Here is a 20,211-nt window from a genome sequence, read left to right as displayed (position 1 = left end):
TCTTTTAGCGCCCCTCGAATTTCGGGGGGCGCTTTTCCATGAAGGCCACGACCCCTTCGGCAAAATCGCGCGAACGGCCACAGTCGCCCTGCAAATGCGCCTCCATCTCCAGTTGCTGCGGCAGAGTGTTGGCGTAAGTTCCGCGGATTGCCTGTTTGATCGCGCCAAACGCGGTGGTCGGTCCGTTTGCCAGATAGGCAGCTCGCTTGCGCCAATGCGCGTCGAAATCTTCGTCAGCCACCGCTTCCCAGATCATTCCCCATTCGTCCGCCTGTCTGGCACTGACCTTGTCGGCAAACAGCGCAGCGCCCATGGCCTTGGCGAACCCCATCTGGCGTGGCAGGAACCACGTGCCGCCCGCATCCGGCATCAAGCCGATACGGGAAAACGCCTGCAGGAAATACGCGCTTTCAGTCGCAATCACCACATCGGCGCTGAGCGCAATGTTCGCCCCGGCCCCGGCAGCTGGTCCGTTTACGGCTGCGATGGTTGGGACCGGACAGTTGTAGATGGATTCCAGCATGGGATCGTATTCGTCGCGCAGTGTGCGTTCCAGATCAATCCGGCCAGTGCTGGAAGAATCGCCCAGGTCCTGACCTGAGCAGAAGGCGCCCCCTGCCCCTGTCAGCACGATTGCCCGCGCATGCCGGGCCGCATGTGTCATCGCATGGGTGACCTCGGCCCGCATCTGTGCGGTCAGCGCGTTCATCTTGTCTGGTCGGTTCAGGGTTACCACTGCCAGATTGTCAGTGATTTCCAGCAGTATAGCCTCATAATCCATGTAGTCCTCTCCCCATGCTCACGGCATTAGGGAACCCTGACTCAATTCAAGACGAAGGGAAAGAAATACGGTGGGTCAGTCGTCAAGAATTTGGCGCAGGCGTTCTTTCTCAGCTTCGCTGAGGCCGTCCTTGACTTCAGTGCCCACCGCCTGAGATCGGTTGCGTAAAAAACTCCAGCCTATCACGGCGGCGATCAACAGCATGATCGGACCGGCCAGCCATAGCATCAGGTTCGCCCCCGTAACCGTAGGCTTTAACAGAACGTATTCACCGTAACGATCCACGATAAAATCGACCGCTTCCTCATCGGTATCGCCCGCGACCAGCCGTTCGCGCAGCAACAAACGTAGATCGCGGGCAAGTTCGGCATTGCTTTCGTCGATGCTTTCGTTGCGGCAGACAAGGCAGCGCAGGCCGGTGCTCAGGTCACGCGCGCGTTGCTCCAGGACCGGGTCCTCCAGTACCTCGTCTGGCTGCACCGCAAACAAGGGCGATGCGATCAGGGCGAAAATCAGGATCAGACGCTTCATTCCGCCGGTACTCCGCCCGAGGGTGCTTTGCGCGCACCCGCTGCCACCCGGAACCTGCGGTCCGTCAGGCTAAGAAGCCCGCCCAATGCCATCAGGATACATCCGCCCCAGATCCAGTTGGCCAGAGGTTTGATGTAAGTCCGCATGACCCAACCACCATCGGCCTGCTGGTCCCCTATCACGACATAGAGGTCGCCCCAAAAGCGGTAGTCGATCGCCGCCTCGGTGGTAGGCATCCGGGCAACGGGGTAATTGCGTTTCTCGGGATGCAGCGTGCCCATAGACCGCCCGTTCTTTTCAACCTGAACATCCGCAGTGGTTGAGAAATAGTTCGGTCCCTTAACTTCGCGGACGTTTCCAAGCGTCAGTGTGAACTGCCCTACGTCAAACGGCTGACCGGGCTGCGCAACGCGGATATCTTCAACTTCCCACGCGGTCAGACCGGCAATGGCAAAGATAGTCACGCCAAGCCCGGTATGAGCCACCGCTTTACCCCAGTCCGCGCCCGGCAAGCGGAACAGACGTTGGATGCTGCCCTTGCGACCGGTACGGCTCCACAAGTCAACGGCCGCACCTAAGGTGATCCAGGCCCCCAGAAACAGACCGATTGGCCCAAGGGCGCTGCGTCCGGTCTGCATAACCCAAACCAACAGGGCCAATGCGACCGACAAGATGAACACATAGCGCAGGGAATAGGCCGTCTTTCCCAATTTGCCCCGCTTCCATGGCAACATGGACCCTATTGGCAATGCGATACCCAAGGCGACCATAAAGGGAGTAAAGGCCGCATTGAAGAATGGCGCCCCGACCGAGAGCTTACGGTCAAACGCCATCTCCGCCACCATCGGCCACATCGTTCCGAAAAACACCACGAAACAGCTGACGGCCAGCAGAATGTTGTTTAGAATCAGCGCGCTTTCTCGGCTGACCACGCTGAACACACCCTTTGCCTCCATCGCTTGCGCGCGGGCCGCGAACAGGGTCAGTGCCCCACCGATGAAGAGCACCAGAATGATCAGGATAAAGACGCCGCGTTCCGGGTCATTTGCAAAGGCATGCACAGATGTCAGCAAGCCCGACCGCACGATGAATGTCCCGATCAGCGAAAAGCCAAATGCGATGATGGCCAACAGGATGGTCCAGCTTTTCAACGCTTCGCGTTTTTCAACCACGATGGCGGAATGCAACAGAGCAGCGGCCAAAAGCCATGGCATGAACGAGGCGTTTTCCACCGGGTCCCAAAACCAGAAACCGCCCCAACCCAGTTCGTAATAGGCCCACCATGATCCCAGAGCGATGCCAATGGTCAAGAATATCCACGCGGCCAGGGTCCAAGGACGCACCCAGCGGCCCCATGCGGCATCAACGCGCCCTTCAATCAGGGCCGCCACAGCAAAACTGAATGCCATGCTAAGCCCCACATAACCCAGATAAAGGAACGGCGGATGGAAGGCCAAACCGGGATCCTGCAACAACGGGTTCAGGTCGCGACCGTCAAACGGGGCGACGATCAGCCGATCAAAGGGGTTCGAGGTAAACAGGATGAACGCAAAAAACGCCACCGCAATCATCGATTGAACCGAAAGAACGCGCGCCTTCAACGTTGGCGGCAGGCCACCTCCGAAAAACGCAGCCATCGCTCCGAACAATGACACGATAAGAACCCACAACAGCATCGAGCCCTCGTGATTTCCCCATGTTCCGCTGATCTTGTACAGCATCGGCTTGGCCGAATGGCTGTTCTCGACGACCACACGCAGGGAAAAGTCCGAAGTCACGAACGCCCAGACCAAGGCTCCGAACGAGAAAGAAACCAGCAAGAACTGGACGATTGCGGCGGGTTCCGCGACCCCCATCCAGCCGACCCAGCGTTTGGCTGCGCCGATCAAGGGAACGATCGACTGCACGATTGCGACGAGGAAGGCGAGGATCAGGGCGAAATGGCCAAGTTCTGTAATCATGCCCCGGATATAATCCTGTTGCGTGACAAGCACCAATCACTTTCGCCCTCTTGCCGCGAACATAGTGTCGCGGGTCAGCCGGTCCTTTTACGCCGCCATGTCTCTAACGCTGGGTTTTCGTCGGATTTTATTGTGTCTGCTGTCAGTGCCGCGTCCGGGTCGGCATTGGCCACACCCACGCTGTCGCTACGCATCGCCGCCAGCGCCTTTATGTTCCCAAGTACCTGCGGAGTGCGCATCATTGTGGCGGAAATTTCGCGTTGCAATTCTTGCACCTTGGCCTGATGCCGCGCGCCGAAATAAAAGGACACAATCACCCCCAGCAACCACCACAACGGCTCGGGCACCAGGGCGATCCCCTGCATACGTGCCGAAAACCAGATCGGATCGACCATTGCTGCAACAAAAAGGCCAAGCGTTCCCAGTGCCATCGCGGGCCTGGGCAGGCGGTTAAGACCGTCGATAAACCGATCAAACGGAGCTTTTCCAGCGCCACGGAATTCTTCCCCGAACTGACTGACGGCCTGCTGTCGGACTTGCAAACCCCTCTCGGCGCCGTTTTCTGCATTTTCCCGAAAAACCTCGGCAGTTTCTCGTATGATGTTGCGCTCGTTTCCAAACAAAAAAACCAAAATGCCCGAGATCAATCCCATCGTGAAACCCTCTTTTGAAACTCTGCATCCGTTAGGTGGTAGGGCGGCGAAACAAACTCTTCCGCCCGTCGGATCCAGCCTCCTTTACCGCCCGCCCTGCTACGCGCGTATTTACGGGACGCGGGCCTTCGATCCGCGAGACGGAAGTAATAGTTGCGGCGCGCGACCCCATAGGCATCTGCGAACGTTACCGGGTCGGGCTTGGCCGCGCTTTGGCATGCCCGAGCTGTCTGTGGCCCGACCACACCGTCAACGACTACGTCGAATCCCATTTCGCACAACAATCGCTGCAGAATCCGGACTGCCTGCGCACCGGCATTGACGTACATGTCAAAAACCGAGGGTTGGACCACCTGGGGCAACAGTCTCAGGAGCGGAAGCTCAAAATAATGCCGGACGAAAATGTCGATGGCTTGTGCTTTGCTGAGCCTTCGCACATCCGTTCGGTCCACCACTCCATCACCGGACAAATCCAGACCCAGACGCCGCATGGTATGAACGGTCACACCATAGTTTGTTGCGCCGCCCGTATCATCCGGGTCATCTACGAAGCCGCCCTCTCGCCCCACGATCTCAGTCGCAATTTGCCGAACCGTCTGCATCGCTCCCTCCGCCTGTGATTGCGCAAAGGCTCGGTCAAATTCGTTAACACGTGGCAATTAAACAGGGCGCTGAGTGTCATGTGCACGCAACGCCCTTGTTTTCAAATTTGAATTTGGTCCTGGATCAGCCTCCGTCGACCTCCTTATAGACACCCTGTTCCTTCAAGGCATCTACGACCTCTTTCGGCATGTAGGTTTCATCGTGTTTGGCAAGAATTTCAGTGGCTTCGAAAACGCCGTTTACGTAAGATCCGGTGCCGATCATTCCCTGATTTTCTGTGAACAGGTCCGGCAGAACGCCGGTAAAGGCTACGGGAACACTATCGCCGCCATCGGTCACGACGAAGCGTACCGTCTTGCCCTGCCCCCGCACGATCGAGCCTTCTTCGACCAGCCCGCCAATCCGAAACACTTCGGTCGGCTTGGGGGGCTCGGCGATCACCTGGCTGGGTGAACGGAAGAAATTGATGCCGTCCCGCATGGCATACCCAATCAACGCCGTCGACAGCGCCAAAGCGACAGCTGCCAGCACAATAACCTGAATTCGACGACGTTTCTTGAGCGTTTTCATACCGTCCTCACGGGAACAAGGGGGCCATCATCAGGCCCCGGGTTTCATTCTCACCTAACATCAGGTTAGCGTTCTGCAAGGCTTGCCCACTGCTACCTTTTGTCAGGTTATCCAACGCGCCAATCACAATGGCCCGGCGTTCGATCCGATCTGCCACCACACCGATATGGCAGAAGTTCGATCCCCGCACATGGTGGGTCGAGGGTGCCTCGCCAAAGGGCAGCATCTGGATAAAGGGTTCGTCTACGTAAGCCTTTGCCAGCGCCTCATATACGCTGCTCGGATCACCCTTGACATAAGTCGTTGCCAGAATACCCCGGTTGGCCGGGATCAGGTGTGGTGTGAATTGCACATGAACGGTCCGCCCGGCCAGAGCCGAGAATTCCTGATCAAACTCACCCAGATGTCGATGCGTGCCGCCAACCGCATAGGCGTTATAACCTTCGCTAAGCTCTGCATGCAGCAGGTTTTCCTTCAGCGACCGCCCTGCCCCGGACACAGCGCATTTCAGATCCAACACAATATCGTCCAGATCTATGACGCCGGCCGAAATCAGCGGGCGCAGCACGTACTGACCAGTCGCCGCATTGCAGCCGGTTCCGGCCACAAGGCGCGCATTGCGGATCTTATCCCGATAGAACTCGGTCAGGCCATAGACCGCCTCTTCCTGCTGCTCCATTGCCACATGCGGGTTTCCGTACCACTTCTCGTACTCTTCTGGGTCGCGCAGCCTGAAATCCGCAGACAGATCGACGATCTTCAGGGACTTGGGCAAGTCCCGAATGACCTCTTGGCTGGTTTTATGCGGCAGCGCGCAAAAACACAGGTCGACTTGCGAAAAGTCGATCTCGGAGATTTTGCACAGATCCGGCAAGTCCATGTGCCGCAGATGCGGAAAGACCTGCGCCATCGACTGACCAGCCTTACGCTCGGCTGCCAGCGCGACGATGTCCATATTCGGGTGCTCAGCGATCAGCCGCACCAGTTCAGCGCCGGTATAACCAGATGCGCCCAAAATTGCGATTCTATGGGTCATGTGAGACCTCTTGTTTCAGTGTGTCACAGGATACGATCGCCGGTGTGACGGTCGTTGAACTACGGGATCAAACAGGCTGCGTCCTTGACCTAAGTCAGGCAGCCTCGAAGGTGATTTGTCGTCGGAGGAATTGCGTCGCCCTGTCGCTGACAAACGCGGGCTTGCCGGTGGTTAAAAATCCACCCTCGCCGTTTCCTTGCATTTTCGGGTGCCGTTGCAGGTAGTCCGCAAGGCTTTCGGCAACCAAATCACCCTGACTGTACACCTGAACGTCCGACCCCAGTGCCTTTTGGAAGGTCTCAGCCATCAACGGATAGTGGGTACAGCCTAGAATCGCGGCTTGCGGTTCCGGCATTTTGCGCCTTAGCGCGTCCACATGGGACCGAACCAGCGCTTCTGCCAGGATCATGTCGCCGTCTTCAATCGCGTCTACGACGCCTCCACAGGCCTGCGCTTCTACATCCACGCCGATAGCTCGAAATGCCAGTTCCCGCTGAAAGGCCCGACTGGACACTGTGGCAGGCGTTGCAAACAGGGCCACGTGCTTCACTGCAACCTCACGCGGAGGACTGTTGTCGCCCCACTGCCGTTCCGTCAGCGCTTCGATCAGCGGAACAAACACGCCAAGCACGCGCTTGCCTTCGGGCACCCCCTCTTCTTGCATCCGGCGTAACGCCGCAGCGCTAGCGGTATTGCAAGCCAGAATCACTAGATCACAGCCCCGATTCCACAGATCGTTCACCGCCCTGCGTGTCAGGTCGTAAATGTTTTCAGCGTCCCGAACCCCATAAGGCGCGTGTGCGCTGTCCGCGAAATACAGAAAATCCACGTCCGGCAGACGTTTCTGCGCGGCGTTCAGGACGGTCAAGCCGCCCAACCCGGAATCAAAGATGCCTACTGCCATTTGCCCCTTTAGGCGCGATGCCGTTCCTCAAATTCATAGCCGTAGTCATAGGACTTCAGCGGCTTTGGGGACAGCTCATACGTGGCTTTGCGCAAGAAATCCATCATCTTGCGTTTGTCGGTGGCCAACGGGTTCAAAACGTCGCGGGAAATCGGCTCTCCGATGACCACTTTAACCGGTGTATCGACGCGTTTCTTGAACTCTTTGATCAGCAATCCCATGCGCAAAGTGTTGTGCAGATGGCTGGCAACCTGGAAAAAGCGCGAGGTGTGTCCGTCAAAGAAAACCGGCACGACAGTCGCGTTAGATTTGGCCACCATTCTTGCGGTAAACCCGCGCCAGCCCGGATCCATCGGATGAGAGAACGGTTTTAAGCCAGTGCTGACCGTTCCACCCGGAAAAATTCCTATTGCACCGCCATTACCAAGATAGTTCAGTGCGGTTTTCCGGGTTTCTATATTCTGCTTCATCGCCTCTTTCGTTTCATCAAACGATATCGGCAGGATAATGTTGTCCAAGTCTTCGGCTTTCCGAAACACGTGGTTCGCCAGAATGCGAAAATCGCCGCGCGCTTCGGACAAGATATGCCCCATCATCATCCCGTCCAGAATGCCATATGGATGGTTGGCAATCAGGATCAGTGGCCCGGTTTTGGGAATGTTGGACAAAGACCCGCCGACCACGTCCAGCGAAAGCCCGTACCTCTCAACCATGACCGACCAGAAATCACGCCCGTCGGCAACTTCTTTTTCATACCCGTCCGCACGTTTAATCAGGCGCATGCGACCCGTTGTATTCTCCATCAACTTAATGACCATACGCCCGCCTTTGGTTTCCGCGGAATAGGCATAAGAGATGTCACGAGCAACATGGCGGCGCGAGGGCATTTCGAACTCCGATACTTGGCACCTGCTAGATAGTGCCAAGTAACAATTTTGCCTAGCTATCGTGACAGGCTTGTGACGGATTATTCAGCGGCGGCTTGCATTTCAGGACCGCCATTTCGAATGGTCGCCAACAGTTCTTCGCGCCTTTTTGCGGCCCTAGCCTCGTTTTCAAGTAGAACCGGGCCAAAGCCCTTAATCTCAAGCGGCAGCTTGGCCAAAGCGACAACCGCATCGTGAGTTTGTGGTGTAACCAAGGGCGTTATCTCTTTGAGATCATGTTCATATTGCCGGATCAAAGCGCGCTCCATCCGTCGCTCGGTGCTGTAGCCAAAGATGTCCAGAGGAGTACCACGCAGGCCTTTCAACCTGGAAAGCAACTTCAACGGACCCAACATCCACTCTCCGAATGCGCGTTTGCGTGGCCGGCCTTCTGCGTCCTTGCCACCCAAAATCGGTGGCGCAAGGTGCAGGGTCATTTTGAAGTCGCCGTCAAACTCGGCCGCAGCCTGTTCGCGACTACGCAGCAGCAGACGCGCAACTTCGTATTCGTCCTTGTAGGACAACAGCTTATGATACCCTTTTGCGACGGCCTCTTTGACAGATTCATCCTCGAAGCTATCGACAAGCTTACGATAACGTTTTGCCAGACGGGCGCCTTGGTAGTCGGTCAGGTGCTGCGCACGGAAATCAATCAGCTGTTCTAAAGTTTTTGGCAGCTCAGTCACCTGAGGGCTCAAAATCGCGGTGACGTCCTGCGGATGCAGAACGGCCCAACGGCCGATATCAAAGGCGCGTTTGTTGCGCTCAACCGCGGTCCCGTTCAACTCGATCGCCTGTAACATCGCTTCATGGCTGATCGGTAGCAAACCACGTTGCCACGCGGCACCCAGGACCATCATGTTAGAGTAAATTGAGTCGCCCATCACCGCGCGCGCCAGATCGGTGGCGTCGAACAGCGACAGACCCTCTTTCAGCCGTGCCTGCAGCGCAAGCTCTAGTCGATCGCCGGGGATCTGAAAGTTTGTGTCGCGGGTAAAGTCGCCCGTCACGGTTTCATGGCTGTTAACCACGGCACCGGTTTGACCCGTGCGGGTCAGACCCAGGGTTTTGGCCCCAGCGGACACAACAAGGTCGCCCCCGATCAGCGCATGCGCCTCGCCGGTAGCCACACGAATGGCGCTGATATCTTCGGGTCGGTTGGCCAGACGGCAGTGGATGTGCACTGCGCCACCTTTTTGGGCCAGACCCGCCATCTCCATCATCCCGGCGCCCTTGCCGTCGATCTGAGCCGCTTGCGCCATCACAGCGCCCAGAGTGACCACTCCGGTCCCGCCAATACCGGTAATGACCACGTTATGTGTACCGTTGATCGTCGGCAGAACGGGCATCGGCAAGTCCGGCAAATCGATCTCGGTCGTGGCCTCTTTGCGGATCTTGGCCCCTTCCAATGTCACGAAAGACGGGCAAAACCCTTTTAGGCAAGAGAAGTCCTTGTTGCAGCTGGATTGGTCGATGGCGCGCTTACGCCCAAGTTCAGTCTCTTTCGGAACGATCGAGACGCAGTTCGACTGAACCCCGCAATCGCCGCATCCTTCGCAAATGTCCGAGTTGATGAACACGCGCTTGTCTGGATCCGGGAACGTACCCCGCTTGCGTCGGCGACGCTTTTCTGCCGCACAGGTCTGAACGTAGACGATGACCGAAACACCTTCGATCTCGCGGAATTTCTTCTGCACGTTCATCAGTTCGGCGCGCTCAAAGGTTTCCACGCCGGACGGCATCGCCCAGAAGTTCACATCTTCTTTTTCATCGTACACCACCGCCACATGCTGAACGCCCATGGCCTTGACCTCGGCCACGATCCGCTCTGCGCTCAGATCACCTTCGTTATCCTGCCCGCCGGTCATGGCGACGGCATCATTGAACAGGATTTTAAAGGTGATGTTGGTGCCTGCCGACAGCGCCGCTCGGATCGATTGAACGCCCGAGTGGTTGTATGTCCCGTCGCCAAGGTTCTGAAACACGTGATCGGTCGTCGAAAACGGCGCTTCGCCGATCCAGTTTGCACCTTCTCCGCCCATCTGGGTGAACCCGGTGGTTTCCCGATCCATCCACTGCACCATGTAGTGACAGCCGATCCCTGCATAGGCCCGGCTGCCGTCGGGCAGTTTGGTCGAACTGTTATGCGGGCAGCCTGAACAGAAATACGGCAAACGCGTTGCAATCTCTTCTGCATTATCCGCCCGGCGCGCTTCCGAGAGTTTGGCCATCCCGGCGCGCACCCCGTCTGTATCACGCCCTTCCTCGATCAGGATATCGCCCAGTTTTTCGGCGATCATGATCGGGTCCAGCGCGCCGCGTGTCGGGAACAGCTCTTCACGATGCAAGGTACCGGCCCCGCCCTTGTACCAGCCGTAGACGCGACGCCCGCGGCGGTCGTCAAAGATGGCCTCTTTGACCTGAACCTCGATCAGCTTTCGCTTTTCTTCAACGATTACAATCAGGTCCAAACCCTCGGCCCAGTCATGGAAGCCTGCCATATCCAGCGGGAATGTCTGACCAATCTTGTAAGTCGTAATGCCCAGGCGCTCGGCCTCTGCCTCATTGATATTCAGCAGTGACATGGCGTGCGTCAGGTCCAGCCAGTTCTTGCCGGCCGCTACAAACCCGATTTTCGCACCCGGCTTGCCCCATACGCGCTTGTCCATCTTGTTCGCACGCGAGAACGTCTCGGCCGCGAACCGCTTATAGTCGATGACCCGTGCTTCCTGTAGGTGCGGTGTGTCACCCAACCGAATGTTCAAACCACCTTCAGGCATGTCGAATTCGGGAACCACCACATTCATGCGATCCGGGCTGCCATCCACGACCGAGGTAACCTCGATCGTGTCTTTCATCGTCTTCAGGCCGACCCAGACGCCTGCAAACCGGCTGAGTGCGAACCCGTAGATGCCATAGTCCAAGATTTCCTGCACACCAGCGGGACTGACCACAGGCATATACATGTCGACCAACGACCACTCGGATTGATGCAACACGGTCGAGCTTTCGCCGGTATGGTCATCGCCCATTGCCATCAGAACGCCGCCATGTTTGGCGCTTCCGGCCATGTTCGCGTGACGCATCACGTCGCCGGAACGGTCCACTCCCGGCCCCTTGCCGTACCAAAGACCAAAAACGCCGTCGAACTTGCCGTCGCCGCGCAACCCGGCCTGCTGACTGCCCCATAGTGCCGTGGCGGCCAGATCTTCGTTCAGCCCGAACTGAAAGGTCACATCGCTTTCAGCCAGATGTTTCTGGGCTCGCATCATCTGTTGATCTACAGCCCCAAGGGGCGAGCCGCGGTATCCGGTCACAAGACCCGCGGTATTCAGACCCGCCTCATTGTCCCGTGCCTTCTGCATCAGCATAAGACGCACCAGCGCCTGTGTGCCGTTCAAAAGAACGGGGTTTTTCTCAAGATCGAACCGGTCGTTTAGCGATATTTGTGGCTGACTCATCAGACGCCTCCCCTCGTCAGATCAGTGTGCTTCATTCATACGCATTTTAGGTCAAAAAAGCTGACCTGTATAGGACCTACCAGTCTGTTATTGTAACGTTTCAACAGTTTGAATGTAGAACTTGTTACCTATTTCATATAGGGCTTCGGAAGGATAACGAAAGTTGCGGCGATGGATTGGGACAAGTTAAGGATATTTCACGCGGTTGCGGATGCGGGCAGCCTGACTCATGCGGGGGACAAGCTGAATCTGTCCCAATCCGCGGTCAGCCGGCAGATCCGCGCGCTTGAAGAATCGCTTGATTCGACACTTTTTCACCGCCACGCCCGGGGACTGATTCTAACCGAACAGGGTGAGCTGCTGTTCGACGCGACATCGGCCATGTCGAAACGCCTGGATGCTGCCGCTGCCCGCATTCGCGACAGCGAAGAAGAAGTGTTCGGAGTTCTGCGCGTCACCACCACGTTTGGCTTCGGTACACTGTGGCTGGCGCCACGCCTCCCGAAACTATACGAGCAGTACCCCGATCTGAACATCGACCTGATGCTGGAGGAGCGTGTTCTCGACCTGCCGATGCGCGAGGCTGATGTAGCCATCCGCATGAAAGAGCCCAGCCAGGCCGATCTGGTGCGAAAACGCCTGATGACCGTGCAGATGCAGCTTTATGCTACGCCGGAATACCTGGAAGAACGGGGCAGCCCGGAAAGTCCCGAAGACATCTCGAAACACAGGTTGATCTGCCAGACACCCTCGGCCCCGCAGGTCGGCGCAAGCGCGATGATGGTTCGGCACCTGATGACCTACAATCCGACCTCGCTGTTGACGGTGAACAACTATTTCGGTGTTTTACAGGGTGTTTTGCACAACCTCGGCATCGGTGTGTTGCCGGATTACGTGACCCATGACTTTCCGCATCTGCAGTCGATCCTGTCGGATATCGAAACCGCCGATGTCCCGGTTTATCTCGCCTACCCCGAGGAACTGCGCCATTCCAAACGCGTCGCGGCGTTCCGCGACTTTGTTCAGGATGAGATCATTGCGCAGCGCAAGCAGTTGAAGCAGATGGGAAAACTGTAGCTATGCACCAGTAGCATAGCGGCAATGATCTGCGATCAGTCTATAAAACCTTGATAGTACACAAACCGCCCCCTAAATGAGCAATCGAAGGCGGTGATGCTGTAACGCTCATCATCTTCACCTCCCTGTTGGACTACGGCCGAGCTTAGTGCTCGGCCTTTTTTTTTGCCCGCAACACTAAATTCATATCTGAAATGGGTGAAACATCTGGGAAAATCCTGCACTTAAGCCTATGATCACGAAAAAATCATCAAGACTTATGGTCGAGGACAGATTCGATGTTTCACCTCACTCGCCTGTTAATGGCGTTCTTCTCCATTGCGCTATTATCTGGGCCAGCACTTGCCCAGGTCACTAGTACCTCTAGTGCACCGACTACCGTCACAATTCCCGAGGATCTGACGCCCGAACAAGTCGATGACATGGTCGCACGTATGTCCGACGACCAGGTCCGCGCGATTTTGCTGGAGCGTCTGGACGCAGTTGCGGAAAAAAACGCCGCCGAAGCGGAAGATCGCGAAGACCCAATTACGGAAATCAATGAGATCTGGGCCGAAATGGTGGCGTCGTGGACTCAGGTTATCGTCACGGTCCCGAACATCTTCAGTGCGCAAGCCGACGCTTTCAAAAACTTTTCGACAACCTTTGGTACAACCGGCGCGTTTACCCTGCTGGGCCTGATCCTCAGTGTACTTGTCGTCGGCTTCCTCGCTGAAAAGCTGTTCGAATTCCTTACTCGGCGGTGGCATGAACATTCTGAAGTTGGGGATGAAAATGACCTTTGGGGCGCCGTCAGGTACCTGTTTCGCCGTTTTTGCCGCGAGATCGCAGGATTGGTCGTGTTCTATGTCGTAATCCGCGCGGTCGGGCGTGGGCTTCTGACTCCGGAACAAATCACCTACGCGGCACCCTTCGTTTTCTACCTGATTTGGATTCCACGTTTGGGCGCAGCGGCCTCGCGGTTCGTACTTGCACCAAGCAAACCACACTACCGGCTGGTGAACATCGATGATCACTGGGCGAAATACCTACACCGCAACCTGATCGGTCTGCTTATTTTGGTCGGTTTCACGCTGTTCCTGCTCCACTTCAACAGACTGAACGGCATTACCGGCGGCGAAACACGCATTGGTTTCTGGCTGAACGCAGCGATCCATATCTATATCGGCGTCATCGCCTGGACCGCGCGCGAAGGCCTGTCTCAGATGATGTTGGGTACCGACCCTGATCACTCCAAATTTGATGAGGAAGTCGCCCATTACTACCCCTACTTCGCAATCGGCGTGTCGGCGGTAATCTGGCTGCTTGTCGAGTTTATCGTAGCGCAACGCAATCCTTCGTCCTTGGCGCTGCTGGTCAAGGGGGCGCATTTCACCACCATGGCATGGCTGCTACTCGCACCTGCCTTGGATACACTGATACGTGGGCTGGTTCGCCATCTGCAACCACCGATGCTTGGCGAAGGCCCGGTGGCCGAGCGCGCATACAAGTCCACCAAACGCAGCTATATCCGGATTGGCCGGGTCTTGGCCGGCATTCTTGTCATCCTGATGATTGCCCGGGCTTGGGATCTCGACCTCAGTGAAATCGCGGGTGGTGGGGATGAATCCGGTAGCAAGGTCATCCAGTTCTTCATCATCATTGCTGTTGGCTACATCCTGAACGAGGTCGTTTCGCTTTGGATCAACCGTCGGCTTGCGAAAGAGCAAACTGCGGTTGAACAAAGTGCCGATCAAGAAGCGGGCGAAGGCGGCGGTTCTGGCGGATCACGTCTGGCGACGGTTTTGCCCCTGCTGCGTGTGACGGCTCAGGTCGCGATTGCGGTTATCTTTGTCCTACTCGCGCTTGGCGCGCTGGGTCTGGATATCACGCCGTTGCTTGCTGGTGCCGGTATACTGGGCCTGGCCATCGGCTTTGGTGCGCAGAAACTGGTCTCTGACATCGTCGGCGGGATTTTCTTCCTGATCGACGATGCGTTCCGGGTCGGTGAATATGTCGATATCGGCGGTACCATGGGTACGGTCGAAAAGATCTCGATCCGCTCGATGCAATTGCGCCACCACCGCGGTCTGGTTCACACCATCCCCTATGGTGAGATTCAGAAGATCACCAACTTCAGCCGCGACTGGGTCATCATGAAGCTGAAATTCACCGTGCCCTTCGATACCGATCCGAACAAAGTGAAGAAAATCTTCAAGAAGATCGGTGCCGAGATGATGGAGGATGAAGTTCACAAGGACGGCTTCCTGCAACCATTCAAATCTCAGGGTGTTTTCGACTTTGACGATGTCGGCATGATCATCCGCGGTAAATTCATGGCGAAACCGGGCAAGCAGTTCACCCTGCGCAAAGAGATCTTCAACCGGGTCAAGGCCGCCTTCAAGGAAAACGGCATCGACTTTGCCCGTCGCGAAGTTCGCGTCGCTATTCCGGGGCTGGATGACGCCGAAAATCTGACCGAGGAGCAAAAGGCAGCCGTTGGCGCTGCGGCTGCAGATGCGTCCAAGGCGCAAAACCCGGCCTAGCGGCATCGGTTCAGCCGCTGATTGGACACTGATTGACACCCTCATTTTCAAAACAACAGACGGAACCGGCCCAATCGCCGGTTCCGTTTTTTACTTTCACAATTGGCCTGCGCTGACTTGACCCTTTCCACAGACGGCACCTTGCCCTAAAAGGCCCGCAATCCCGGCCAACCTGGACAAGGACAAACGATGCAAGAGCCCGCCATCACCCCGGATCTGATTGCCGCACACGGGCTGAAGCCCGACGAATACGATATGATCCTCGAAATCATCGGGCGCGAGCCGACTTTTACCGAACTCGGCATCTTTTCGGCCATGTGGAACGAACATTGTTCCTACAAATCGTCCAAGAAATGGCTGCGCACCTTGCCCACCTCCGGGCCTCAGGTGATCTGCGGACCGGGCGAAAACGCAGGTGTGGTCGATATTGGCGACGGGCAGGCAGTAGTTTTCAAAATGGAAAGCCACAACCACCCTTCATACATCGAACCCTATCAGGGCGCGGCCACGGGTGTTGGCGGCATCTTGCGTGATGTCTTCACCATGGGCGCGCGCCCTATCGCATCCATGAACGCGCTATCCTTTGGCGAGCCCGGCCACCACAAAACCCGCCAACTGGTCAATGGTGTGGTCGAAGGCATCGGCGGCTACGGCAACTGTTTCGGAGTACCATGTGTTGGCGGTGAAGTTCGTTTCCACCCAGCCTATAACGGCAACTGTCTTGTAAACGCCTTTGCCGCCGGATTGGCCGACAGCGACAAGATTTTCTACTCGGCAGCCTCCGGTGTGGGAATGCCGGTCGTCTATCTGGGCGCCAAGACCGGTCGTGACGGTGTTGGTGGCGCGACTATGGCCTCGGCCGAATTCGACGACACCATCGAGGAAAAACGTCCCACTGTTCAGGTTGGAGACCCGTTCACCGAAAAGCGCCTGATGGAAGCCACGCTTGAGCTGATGCAGACTGGTGCCGTGATTTCGATCCAGGATATGGGTGCAGCGGGTCTGACCTGTTCCGCCGTTGAAATGGGCGACAAGGGTGGTCTGGGTGTGCGTCTGGATCTGGAAAACGTTCCTCAGCGCGAAGAAGATATGACAGCCTATGAGATGATGCTGTCTGAATCACAAGAACGCATGCTGATGGTCCTCAAGCCCGAGCTTGAAGCCGAAGCCCGCGCCGTCTTCGAAAAATGGGACCTGGACTTCGCCATCGTCGGCGAAACCATCGCCGAAGACCGCTTCCTGATCCTTCACAACGGCGAAGTCAAAGCCGATCTGGTCCTGTCCAAGCTGTCCTCGACGGCGCCAGAATACGACCGCCCATGGGAAGCCACGCCAGAAGCCGAAGAACTGGCTGAAGTCCCGCAAATCGACCCAATCGACGGTCTGCGCGCCTTGCTCGCTTCTCCAAACTATGCAGGCAAGCAGTGGGTTTATGAGCAGTACGACACCATGGTCATGGCCGACACCGCCCGAACCCCAGGTCTGGGCGCAGGCATGGTCCGCGTGCACGGCACTGACAAGGCACTTGCCTTCACCAGCGACGTAACCCCACGCTATGTTCGCGCCAACCCTGTTGAGGGCGGCAAGCAGGCTGTGGCCGAGGCCTACCGCAACCTGACCGCCGTTGGAGCCAAACCATTGGCGACCACCGATAACCTGAACTTCGGCAACCCCGAAAAGCCCGAGATCATGGGCCAGTTCGTCGGCGCGATCCAAGGTATCGGCGAAGCCGTAGCCGCGCTGGATATGCCGATCGTGTCGGGCAACGTCTCACTGTACAACGAAACCGATGGTCAGGCGATCCTGCCGACCCCGACCATTGGCGCGGTAGGTTTGCTGAACCACACGGACGAGATCATCGGCAACGAGGTTCGCGAGGGCCATGTCGCGCTAGTCATCGGAGAGACAAACGGCCATCTTGGCCAATCTGCCCTGCTGGCCGAAGTGTTCAACCGCGAAGACGGCGACGCGCCGCATGTCGATCTGGATGCCGAAAAACGCAATGGCGAATTCATCCGTGCCAACCGCGAGATGATCAAGGCCTGCACCGATCTGGGTGACGGTGGTCTGGCGCTGGCAGCTTTTGAGCTGGCGGAATCCGCAGGCGTCGGCGTTCACCTTGATGAGGCCTCGACCGAGTTCCTGTTCGGCGAGGATCAGGCCCGTTATCTGGTCGCGTGCAACTTTGATCAGGCCGAGGCATTGATGATCGCTGCTGGTCAGGCAGGCGTCCCTCTGGTGTCCGTAGGACGGTTCACTGGCGACAGCATTCGGGTTGGCAACTCTGAGGCCGCGTTAGAGGATTTGGCTACCACGTTCCGCACCAGCTTTGCTGAGGCTGTCGCCTAACACCGAAGCAATATTTGCAAAATGAAACCTGCGCCTGTCCCGGCGCAGGTTTTGTCGTTTCAGGGCCTCTATCCTCCCCTTGCACGCCCCGTCCGGGCGCTCTACATCTTGAGAAAGACCTTCAGGAGAAACCTACATGCCGATGAGCGCCCACGAAATCGAAGCCCTACTGCGTGAAACCTTTCCGGATGCGGAAATTCAGGTTGGCGGCAGCGATGGCGTGCATATGTCCGCAATGGTCGTGGACGAAAGCTTTCGCGGGAAAAACCGGGTGCAACAGCAGCGCGCGGTCTATGCGGCCCTGAAGGGCAAGATGGACGGCGCGGACGGCGAGTTACACGCTCTGGCGCTGACCACGAAAGTGCCTGAGTGAGCACGGCTTTTTGGGCATATTCGCTTTGGGGCGCCGTGTTTGTCGGCATCGTCGGTATTTATGTCGTCGCCATTGTCAGGCGTAGCCGCTCTGCACGAAGACCCATCACGCGTGGACGCAAAGGGGCGACCCCCAGTCAGAATGCCAGCGTGGTCGCCTCAACGATGGACGGAGGCAGGGGGGGCGCGGTGAGTGCGATAGTTGTTCCGCGTGATCCGCAGCAATACGCAAAGACAATGGCTCCCCAAAAATGAACGGCTGGCTCTTCTGGATAGGCATCATTGCAGCATTGATAGTTGCCGCGGCACTTATCGAATCCTATGTGAAGCGCAACAGAAAGCGTAAGCTGGCCGACATGCGCCCGGACCCGGACAAGATCAGCAAGGTCGGCGGCATTGAAAGATACGGGCTGGATCCGCTGGCCCTGGCACAGGCCGAGCATCGGCGACTAGAAGAAGAAGGATGGGTCCCGGACCCGCCAAAGGATGAAACGACCGCCCCCGACGCGGGTGAAAAGGACAAGCAAGATGACCGACGTTAAGACTCAGATCAACGAAACCGTCAAAGCCAACGATGTGGTGCTCTACATGAAAGGCACCAAAGAGATGCCCCAATGTGGGTTCTCGTCCCGCGTGGCCGGCGTGCTGAACTACATGGGCGTTGAATATGCCGATGTTAATGTTCTGGCCGACGAAGAGGTTCGTCAGGGCATCAAGGATTATTCTGACTGGCCGACCGTGCCACAGCTGTACGTCAAAGGTGAATTCGTCGGCGGTTGCGACATCATCACCGAGATGACCCTGTCGGGCGAATTGGACACGCTGTTTGACGAAAATGGTGTCGAATTCAACAAAGAAGCAGCTGACAAAATTCGCGAAGCAAACGCCTGATCAGCGACTGCTGCAATTCTCCAGAACAACCTGCTCACTGGTGGCCCCACTGGCCGCCAGAAAGCTGACGGTCGCATCCCACCCTTTTGACCGAAGGATATACGACCCGGTCTCTCCTTTGGATTCATAGCGAATACCTGATCCGCTGGGCACTTGCTGCAAGGCAACCAATTGGTTGTCTACCATCATCGCCGCCGCACCGGAGCCGTCGGACGCATTGAAATACGCAACCTGCAACTCAATGCCATTCTGGCAGGCGAAGCTAACCGGCAGGATATCCATGTCCGCCCAGGCCAAGCCCCCTGGTAGACCGAACAATCCGGCCAACGCTACCGTTTTCAACGCATTCATTTCGCCGTATTCTCCTCAACCACCGAGGCCAAGGCCTCAGCGCGTGCGGCCAGTTCGGCCAGTGTGTCCGTGACCGAAGGCGGGACGACCGCCACTTCAATCCTTTCAGGCTCGGGCTCGGGCCGGTTGCGCAGGCTTTGCAATTCGGCTTCAACTTCGGCCAGCTTGGCCTCTGCCCGTTTGAGCTTGTCATCTGTCGCGGCGGTCTTGTCGGCCAGCATCAGCCCAGCCATCAACAGCATGCGTGCTTCGGGCATCCGACCGATCTGATCAGACAAAACCTGCGCTTCGTCATCCAGCATTTTCGCCGCAGATTGCAGAAATGGCTCTTCACCGTCCTGGCAGGAAACGTCAAAACCACGGCCACCGATATGAATGGTCAATTCGGGCATTACTCTACCTCTCCCTCAGCCAGCTTTGCCTGCGACAGCAACGGCTCCAGCCGGGCCAGTACAGCCTGAGCTTCGGCAGCGTCGGTTGCCTGTGCAGCCTTTGTCGCCTCAAGTTCGGCCACAGTCGCGCGGTTCAACAGCTCGGCATCGGCCAGACCGTCCTTGCTGGCCGCCCGCAATTCATCCACCGAGTTGCGCAGTTGTTCGTTCGCCTTGCGCATACGTTGAAGATCATCATCCAAACGCGACATGGCCGCGCCGTGGCTGGCACGTTCCGCACGCAACATCTCAAGCTCTGCGCTTAACTCCGCAACACGCTCGCTGTCGGCCAATTCGGACCGCAACTTTTTATTCTCATCTTCAAGCGACTGCGTTTTGCTCACAACCGCTTTAAGTTCATCGTTTTCTGTCTTGAGAACAACCAGTTCGTCCTGGTTTTCCAATGCAGCTTTAGCCTCTGCCAACTCGGCCCTGGCCGCTTCGACCGCCGCCAATTTGGCGGTGGCCTCTGTAAGCTGCTGACGCAACGCGCCGTTTTCAGGATCTTCGGCTGTCGTTGCTTTCAGCGCATCCATGTCGGCGCGCATCGCGTCGACTTCCTTCTCGTGCCGTTCCTTGAGGGATTTCAGCCGCTCTTCCAACTGCGCATTGGCGACGCGCTCGTCTTCCAATGCCGTGTGCAAAGCGGTGTCATCACCGCCACTTGCGGGCACCGTGTCACGCAGGGCGTCAACACCGGTTCCAATCCTCTCCATCGCGGCAACGATACGGCGCTGTAATTCTTCGATCTGGCTCATGCCCCTGCCACCTCTTTACCAAGGTTCACTT

19 protein-coding genes are annotated in these 20,211 nt (G+C 57.1%); 6 read left to right on the top strand and 13 right to left on the bottom strand.

Features of this window, described 5'->3' with window-relative positions; genetic code table 11:
• Positions 1 to 4: 4 nt before the first annotated feature.
• From AC2FIB_RS02920 to AC2FIB_RS02875, 10 genes are all read right to left on the bottom strand, one after another.
• Positions 5 to 781, bottom strand: a complete 777-nt coding sequence (locus tag AC2FIB_RS02920; RefSeq protein ID WP_496733164.1) for an enoyl-CoA hydratase-related protein — start codon at positions 779 to 781, stop codon at positions 5 to 7.
• A 75-nt stretch (positions 782 to 856) separates the two neighbouring features.
• The gene (locus AC2FIB_RS02915; protein WP_058271538.1) at positions 857 to 1,312 is read right to left on the bottom strand and encodes a cytochrome c-type biogenesis protein; all 456 of its coding nucleotides are present in this window, start codon (positions 1,310 to 1,312) and stop codon (positions 857 to 859) included.
• Positions 1,309 to 3,273 carry a heme lyase CcmF/NrfE family subunit gene (locus AC2FIB_RS02910; RefSeq protein WP_496733163.1) on the bottom strand — a complete coding sequence of 655 codons (1,965 nt, stop codon included), beginning with the start codon at positions 3,271 to 3,273 and terminating at the stop codon, positions 1,309 to 1,311. The genes AC2FIB_RS02915 and AC2FIB_RS02910 overlap by 4 nt, the downstream gene beginning before the upstream one ends.
• 74 nt (positions 3,274 to 3,347) lie before the next feature.
• Positions 3,348 to 3,926 carry a holin family protein gene (locus AC2FIB_RS02905; RefSeq protein WP_496733162.1) on the bottom strand — a complete coding sequence of 193 codons (579 nt, stop codon included), beginning with the start codon at positions 3,924 to 3,926 and terminating at the stop codon, positions 3,348 to 3,350.
• On the bottom strand, positions 3,917 to 4,528 hold the full coding sequence (locus tag AC2FIB_RS02900; RefSeq protein WP_496733161.1) for a holin-associated N-acetylmuramidase: 612 nt from the start codon (positions 4,526 to 4,528) through the stop codon (positions 3,917 to 3,919). The genes AC2FIB_RS02905 and AC2FIB_RS02900 overlap by 10 nt, the downstream gene beginning before the upstream one ends.
• 124 nt (positions 4,529 to 4,652) lie before the next feature.
• On the bottom strand, positions 4,653 to 5,099 hold the full coding sequence (gene ccmE / locus AC2FIB_RS02895) for a cytochrome c maturation protein CcmE (RefSeq protein WP_108858699.1): 447 nt from the start codon (positions 5,097 to 5,099) through the stop codon (positions 4,653 to 4,655).
• A gap of 7 nt (positions 5,100 to 5,106) precedes the next feature.
• Positions 5,107 to 6,135 carry an N-acetyl-gamma-glutamyl-phosphate reductase gene (gene argC, locus AC2FIB_RS02890; protein WP_496733160.1) on the bottom strand — a complete coding sequence of 343 codons (1,029 nt, stop codon included), beginning with the start codon at positions 6,133 to 6,135 and terminating at the stop codon, positions 5,107 to 5,109.
• A 94-nt stretch (positions 6,136 to 6,229) separates the two neighbouring features.
• Positions 6,230 to 7,039 carry a glutamate racemase gene (murI, locus tag AC2FIB_RS02885; protein WP_496733159.1) on the bottom strand — a complete coding sequence of 270 codons (810 nt, stop codon included), beginning with the start codon at positions 7,037 to 7,039 and terminating at the stop codon, positions 6,230 to 6,232.
• Positions 7,040 to 7,047: 8 nt separating this feature from the next.
• Positions 7,048 to 7,926 (bottom strand): lysophospholipid acyltransferase family protein, encoded by an 879-nt coding sequence (locus AC2FIB_RS02880; protein ID WP_496733158.1) that lies wholly within the window; start codon positions 7,924 to 7,926, stop codon positions 7,048 to 7,050.
• Between the two features lie 80 nt (positions 7,927 to 8,006).
• Entirely contained in the window at positions 8,007 to 11,426 is a 3,420-nt protein-coding gene (locus AC2FIB_RS02875) for an indolepyruvate ferredoxin oxidoreductase family protein (RefSeq protein WP_496733157.1), read from the bottom strand.
• A gap of 171 nt (positions 11,427 to 11,597) precedes the next feature.
• On the opposite strand from AC2FIB_RS02875, the gene AC2FIB_RS02870 reads away from it, so the two are divergent.
• The 6 genes from AC2FIB_RS02870 (at position 11,598) to grxD (ending at position 18,640) form a co-directional block, all read left to right on the top strand.
• Positions 11,598 to 12,503 carry a LysR family transcriptional regulator gene (locus tag AC2FIB_RS02870; RefSeq protein ID WP_058271530.1) on the top strand — a complete coding sequence of 302 codons (906 nt, stop codon included), beginning with the start codon at positions 11,598 to 11,600 and terminating at the stop codon, positions 12,501 to 12,503.
• Between the two features lie 278 nt (positions 12,504 to 12,781).
• The gene (locus AC2FIB_RS02865) at positions 12,782 to 15,028 is read left to right on the top strand and encodes a mechanosensitive ion channel family protein (RefSeq protein WP_496733156.1); all 2,247 of its coding nucleotides are present in this window, start codon (positions 12,782 to 12,784) and stop codon (positions 15,026 to 15,028) included.
• 189 nt (positions 15,029 to 15,217) lie between these two features.
• On the top strand, positions 15,218 to 17,377 hold the full coding sequence (gene purL, locus AC2FIB_RS02860; protein ID WP_496733155.1) for a phosphoribosylformylglycinamidine synthase subunit PurL: 2,160 nt from the start codon (positions 15,218 to 15,220) through the stop codon (positions 17,375 to 17,377).
• A gap of 136 nt (positions 17,378 to 17,513) precedes the next feature.
• Positions 17,514 to 17,750, top strand: a complete 237-nt coding sequence (locus tag AC2FIB_RS02855) for a BolA family protein (RefSeq protein WP_058277851.1) — start codon at positions 17,514 to 17,516, stop codon at positions 17,748 to 17,750.
• A gap of 250 nt (positions 17,751 to 18,000) precedes the next feature.
• Positions 18,001 to 18,291 (top strand): hypothetical protein, encoded by a 291-nt coding sequence (locus AC2FIB_RS02850; protein WP_496733154.1) that lies wholly within the window; start codon positions 18,001 to 18,003, stop codon positions 18,289 to 18,291.
• Positions 18,278 to 18,640 carry a Grx4 family monothiol glutaredoxin gene (gene grxD / locus AC2FIB_RS02845; protein ID WP_108858708.1) on the top strand — a complete coding sequence of 121 codons (363 nt, stop codon included), beginning with the start codon at positions 18,278 to 18,280 and terminating at the stop codon, positions 18,638 to 18,640. The genes AC2FIB_RS02850 and grxD overlap by 14 nt, the downstream gene beginning before the upstream one ends.
• Here grxD and AC2FIB_RS02840 read toward each other — a convergent pair whose 3' ends face one another.
• Genes AC2FIB_RS02840 through AC2FIB_RS02830 form a run of 3 tightly spaced genes read right to left on the bottom strand, consistent with a single transcriptional unit; the run spans position 18,641 to position 20,180 of the window.
• Complete coding sequence (locus AC2FIB_RS02840; protein ID WP_496841712.1) at positions 18,641 to 18,991, bottom strand: MliC family protein; 351 nt, start codon at positions 18,989 to 18,991, stop codon at positions 18,641 to 18,643.
• Positions 18,988 to 19,383, bottom strand: a complete 396-nt coding sequence (locus AC2FIB_RS02835; protein ID WP_058277846.1) for a cell division protein ZapA — start codon at positions 19,381 to 19,383, stop codon at positions 18,988 to 18,990. The genes AC2FIB_RS02840 and AC2FIB_RS02835 overlap by 4 nt, the downstream gene beginning before the upstream one ends.
• Entirely contained in the window at positions 19,383 to 20,180 is a 798-nt protein-coding gene (locus AC2FIB_RS02830; protein WP_496695367.1) for a hypothetical protein, read from the bottom strand. Before AC2FIB_RS02830 ends, AC2FIB_RS02835 begins: the two co-directional genes overlap by 1 nt.
• Between the last annotated feature and the right edge of the window lie 31 nt (positions 20,181 to 20,211).

It is taken from the genome of Ruegeria sp. YTSA072 (assembly GCF_059610285.1).
This window is presented reverse-complemented; position numbering and strand designations above follow the sequence as displayed.

Bases quoted from the DNA above. Each gene is read 5' to 3' on its own strand.
- AC2FIB_RS02920 (WP_496733164.1), bottom strand. From the start codon at position 781: ATGGATTATGAGGCTATACTGCTGGAAATCACTGACAATCTGGCAGTG.
- AC2FIB_RS02915 (WP_058271538.1), bottom strand. From the start codon at position 1,312: ATGAAGCGTCTGATCCTGATTTTCGCCCTGATCGCATCGCCCTTGTTT.
- AC2FIB_RS02910 (WP_496733163.1), bottom strand. From the start codon at position 3,273: ATGATTACAGAACTTGGCCATTTCGCCCTGATCCTCGCCTTCCTCGTC.
- AC2FIB_RS02905 (WP_496733162.1), bottom strand. From the start codon at position 3,926: ATGGGATTGATCTCGGGCATTTTGGTTTTTTTGTTTGGAAACGAGCGC.
- AC2FIB_RS02900 (WP_496733161.1), bottom strand. From the start codon at position 4,528: ATGCAGACGGTTCGGCAAATTGCGACTGAGATCGTGGGGCGAGAGGGC.
- ccmE (WP_108858699.1), bottom strand. From the start codon at position 5,099: ATGAAAACGCTCAAGAAACGTCGTCGAATTCAGGTTATTGTGCTGGCA.
- argC (WP_496733160.1), bottom strand. From the start codon at position 6,135: ATGACCCATAGAATCGCAATTTTGGGCGCATCTGGTTATACCGGCGCT.
- murI (WP_496733159.1), bottom strand. From the start codon at position 7,039: ATGGCAGTAGGCATCTTTGATTCCGGGTTGGGCGGCTTGACCGTCCTG.
- AC2FIB_RS02880 (WP_496733158.1), bottom strand. From the start codon at position 7,926: ATGCCCTCGCGCCGCCATGTTGCTCGTGACATCTCTTATGCCTATTCC.
- AC2FIB_RS02875 (WP_496733157.1), bottom strand. From the start codon at position 11,426: ATGAGTCAGCCACAAATATCGCTAAACGACCGGTTCGATCTTGAGAAA.
- AC2FIB_RS02870 (WP_058271530.1), top strand. From the start codon at position 11,598: ATGGATTGGGACAAGTTAAGGATATTTCACGCGGTTGCGGATGCGGGC.
- AC2FIB_RS02865 (WP_496733156.1), top strand. From the start codon at position 12,782: ATGTTTCACCTCACTCGCCTGTTAATGGCGTTCTTCTCCATTGCGCTA.
- purL (WP_496733155.1), top strand. From the start codon at position 15,218: ATGCAAGAGCCCGCCATCACCCCGGATCTGATTGCCGCACACGGGCTG.
- AC2FIB_RS02855 (WP_058277851.1), top strand. From the start codon at position 17,514: ATGCCGATGAGCGCCCACGAAATCGAAGCCCTACTGCGTGAAACCTTT.
- AC2FIB_RS02850 (WP_496733154.1), top strand. From the start codon at position 18,001: ATGAACGGCTGGCTCTTCTGGATAGGCATCATTGCAGCATTGATAGTT.
- grxD (WP_108858708.1), top strand. From the start codon at position 18,278: ATGACCGACGTTAAGACTCAGATCAACGAAACCGTCAAAGCCAACGAT.
- AC2FIB_RS02840 (WP_496841712.1), bottom strand. From the start codon at position 18,991: ATGAATGCGTTGAAAACGGTAGCGTTGGCCGGATTGTTCGGTCTACCA.
- AC2FIB_RS02835 (WP_058277846.1), bottom strand. From the start codon at position 19,383: ATGCCCGAATTGACCATTCATATCGGTGGCCGTGGTTTTGACGTTTCC.
- AC2FIB_RS02830 (WP_496695367.1), bottom strand. From the start codon at position 20,180: ATGAGCCAGATCGAAGAATTACAGCGCCGTATCGTTGCCGCGATGGAG.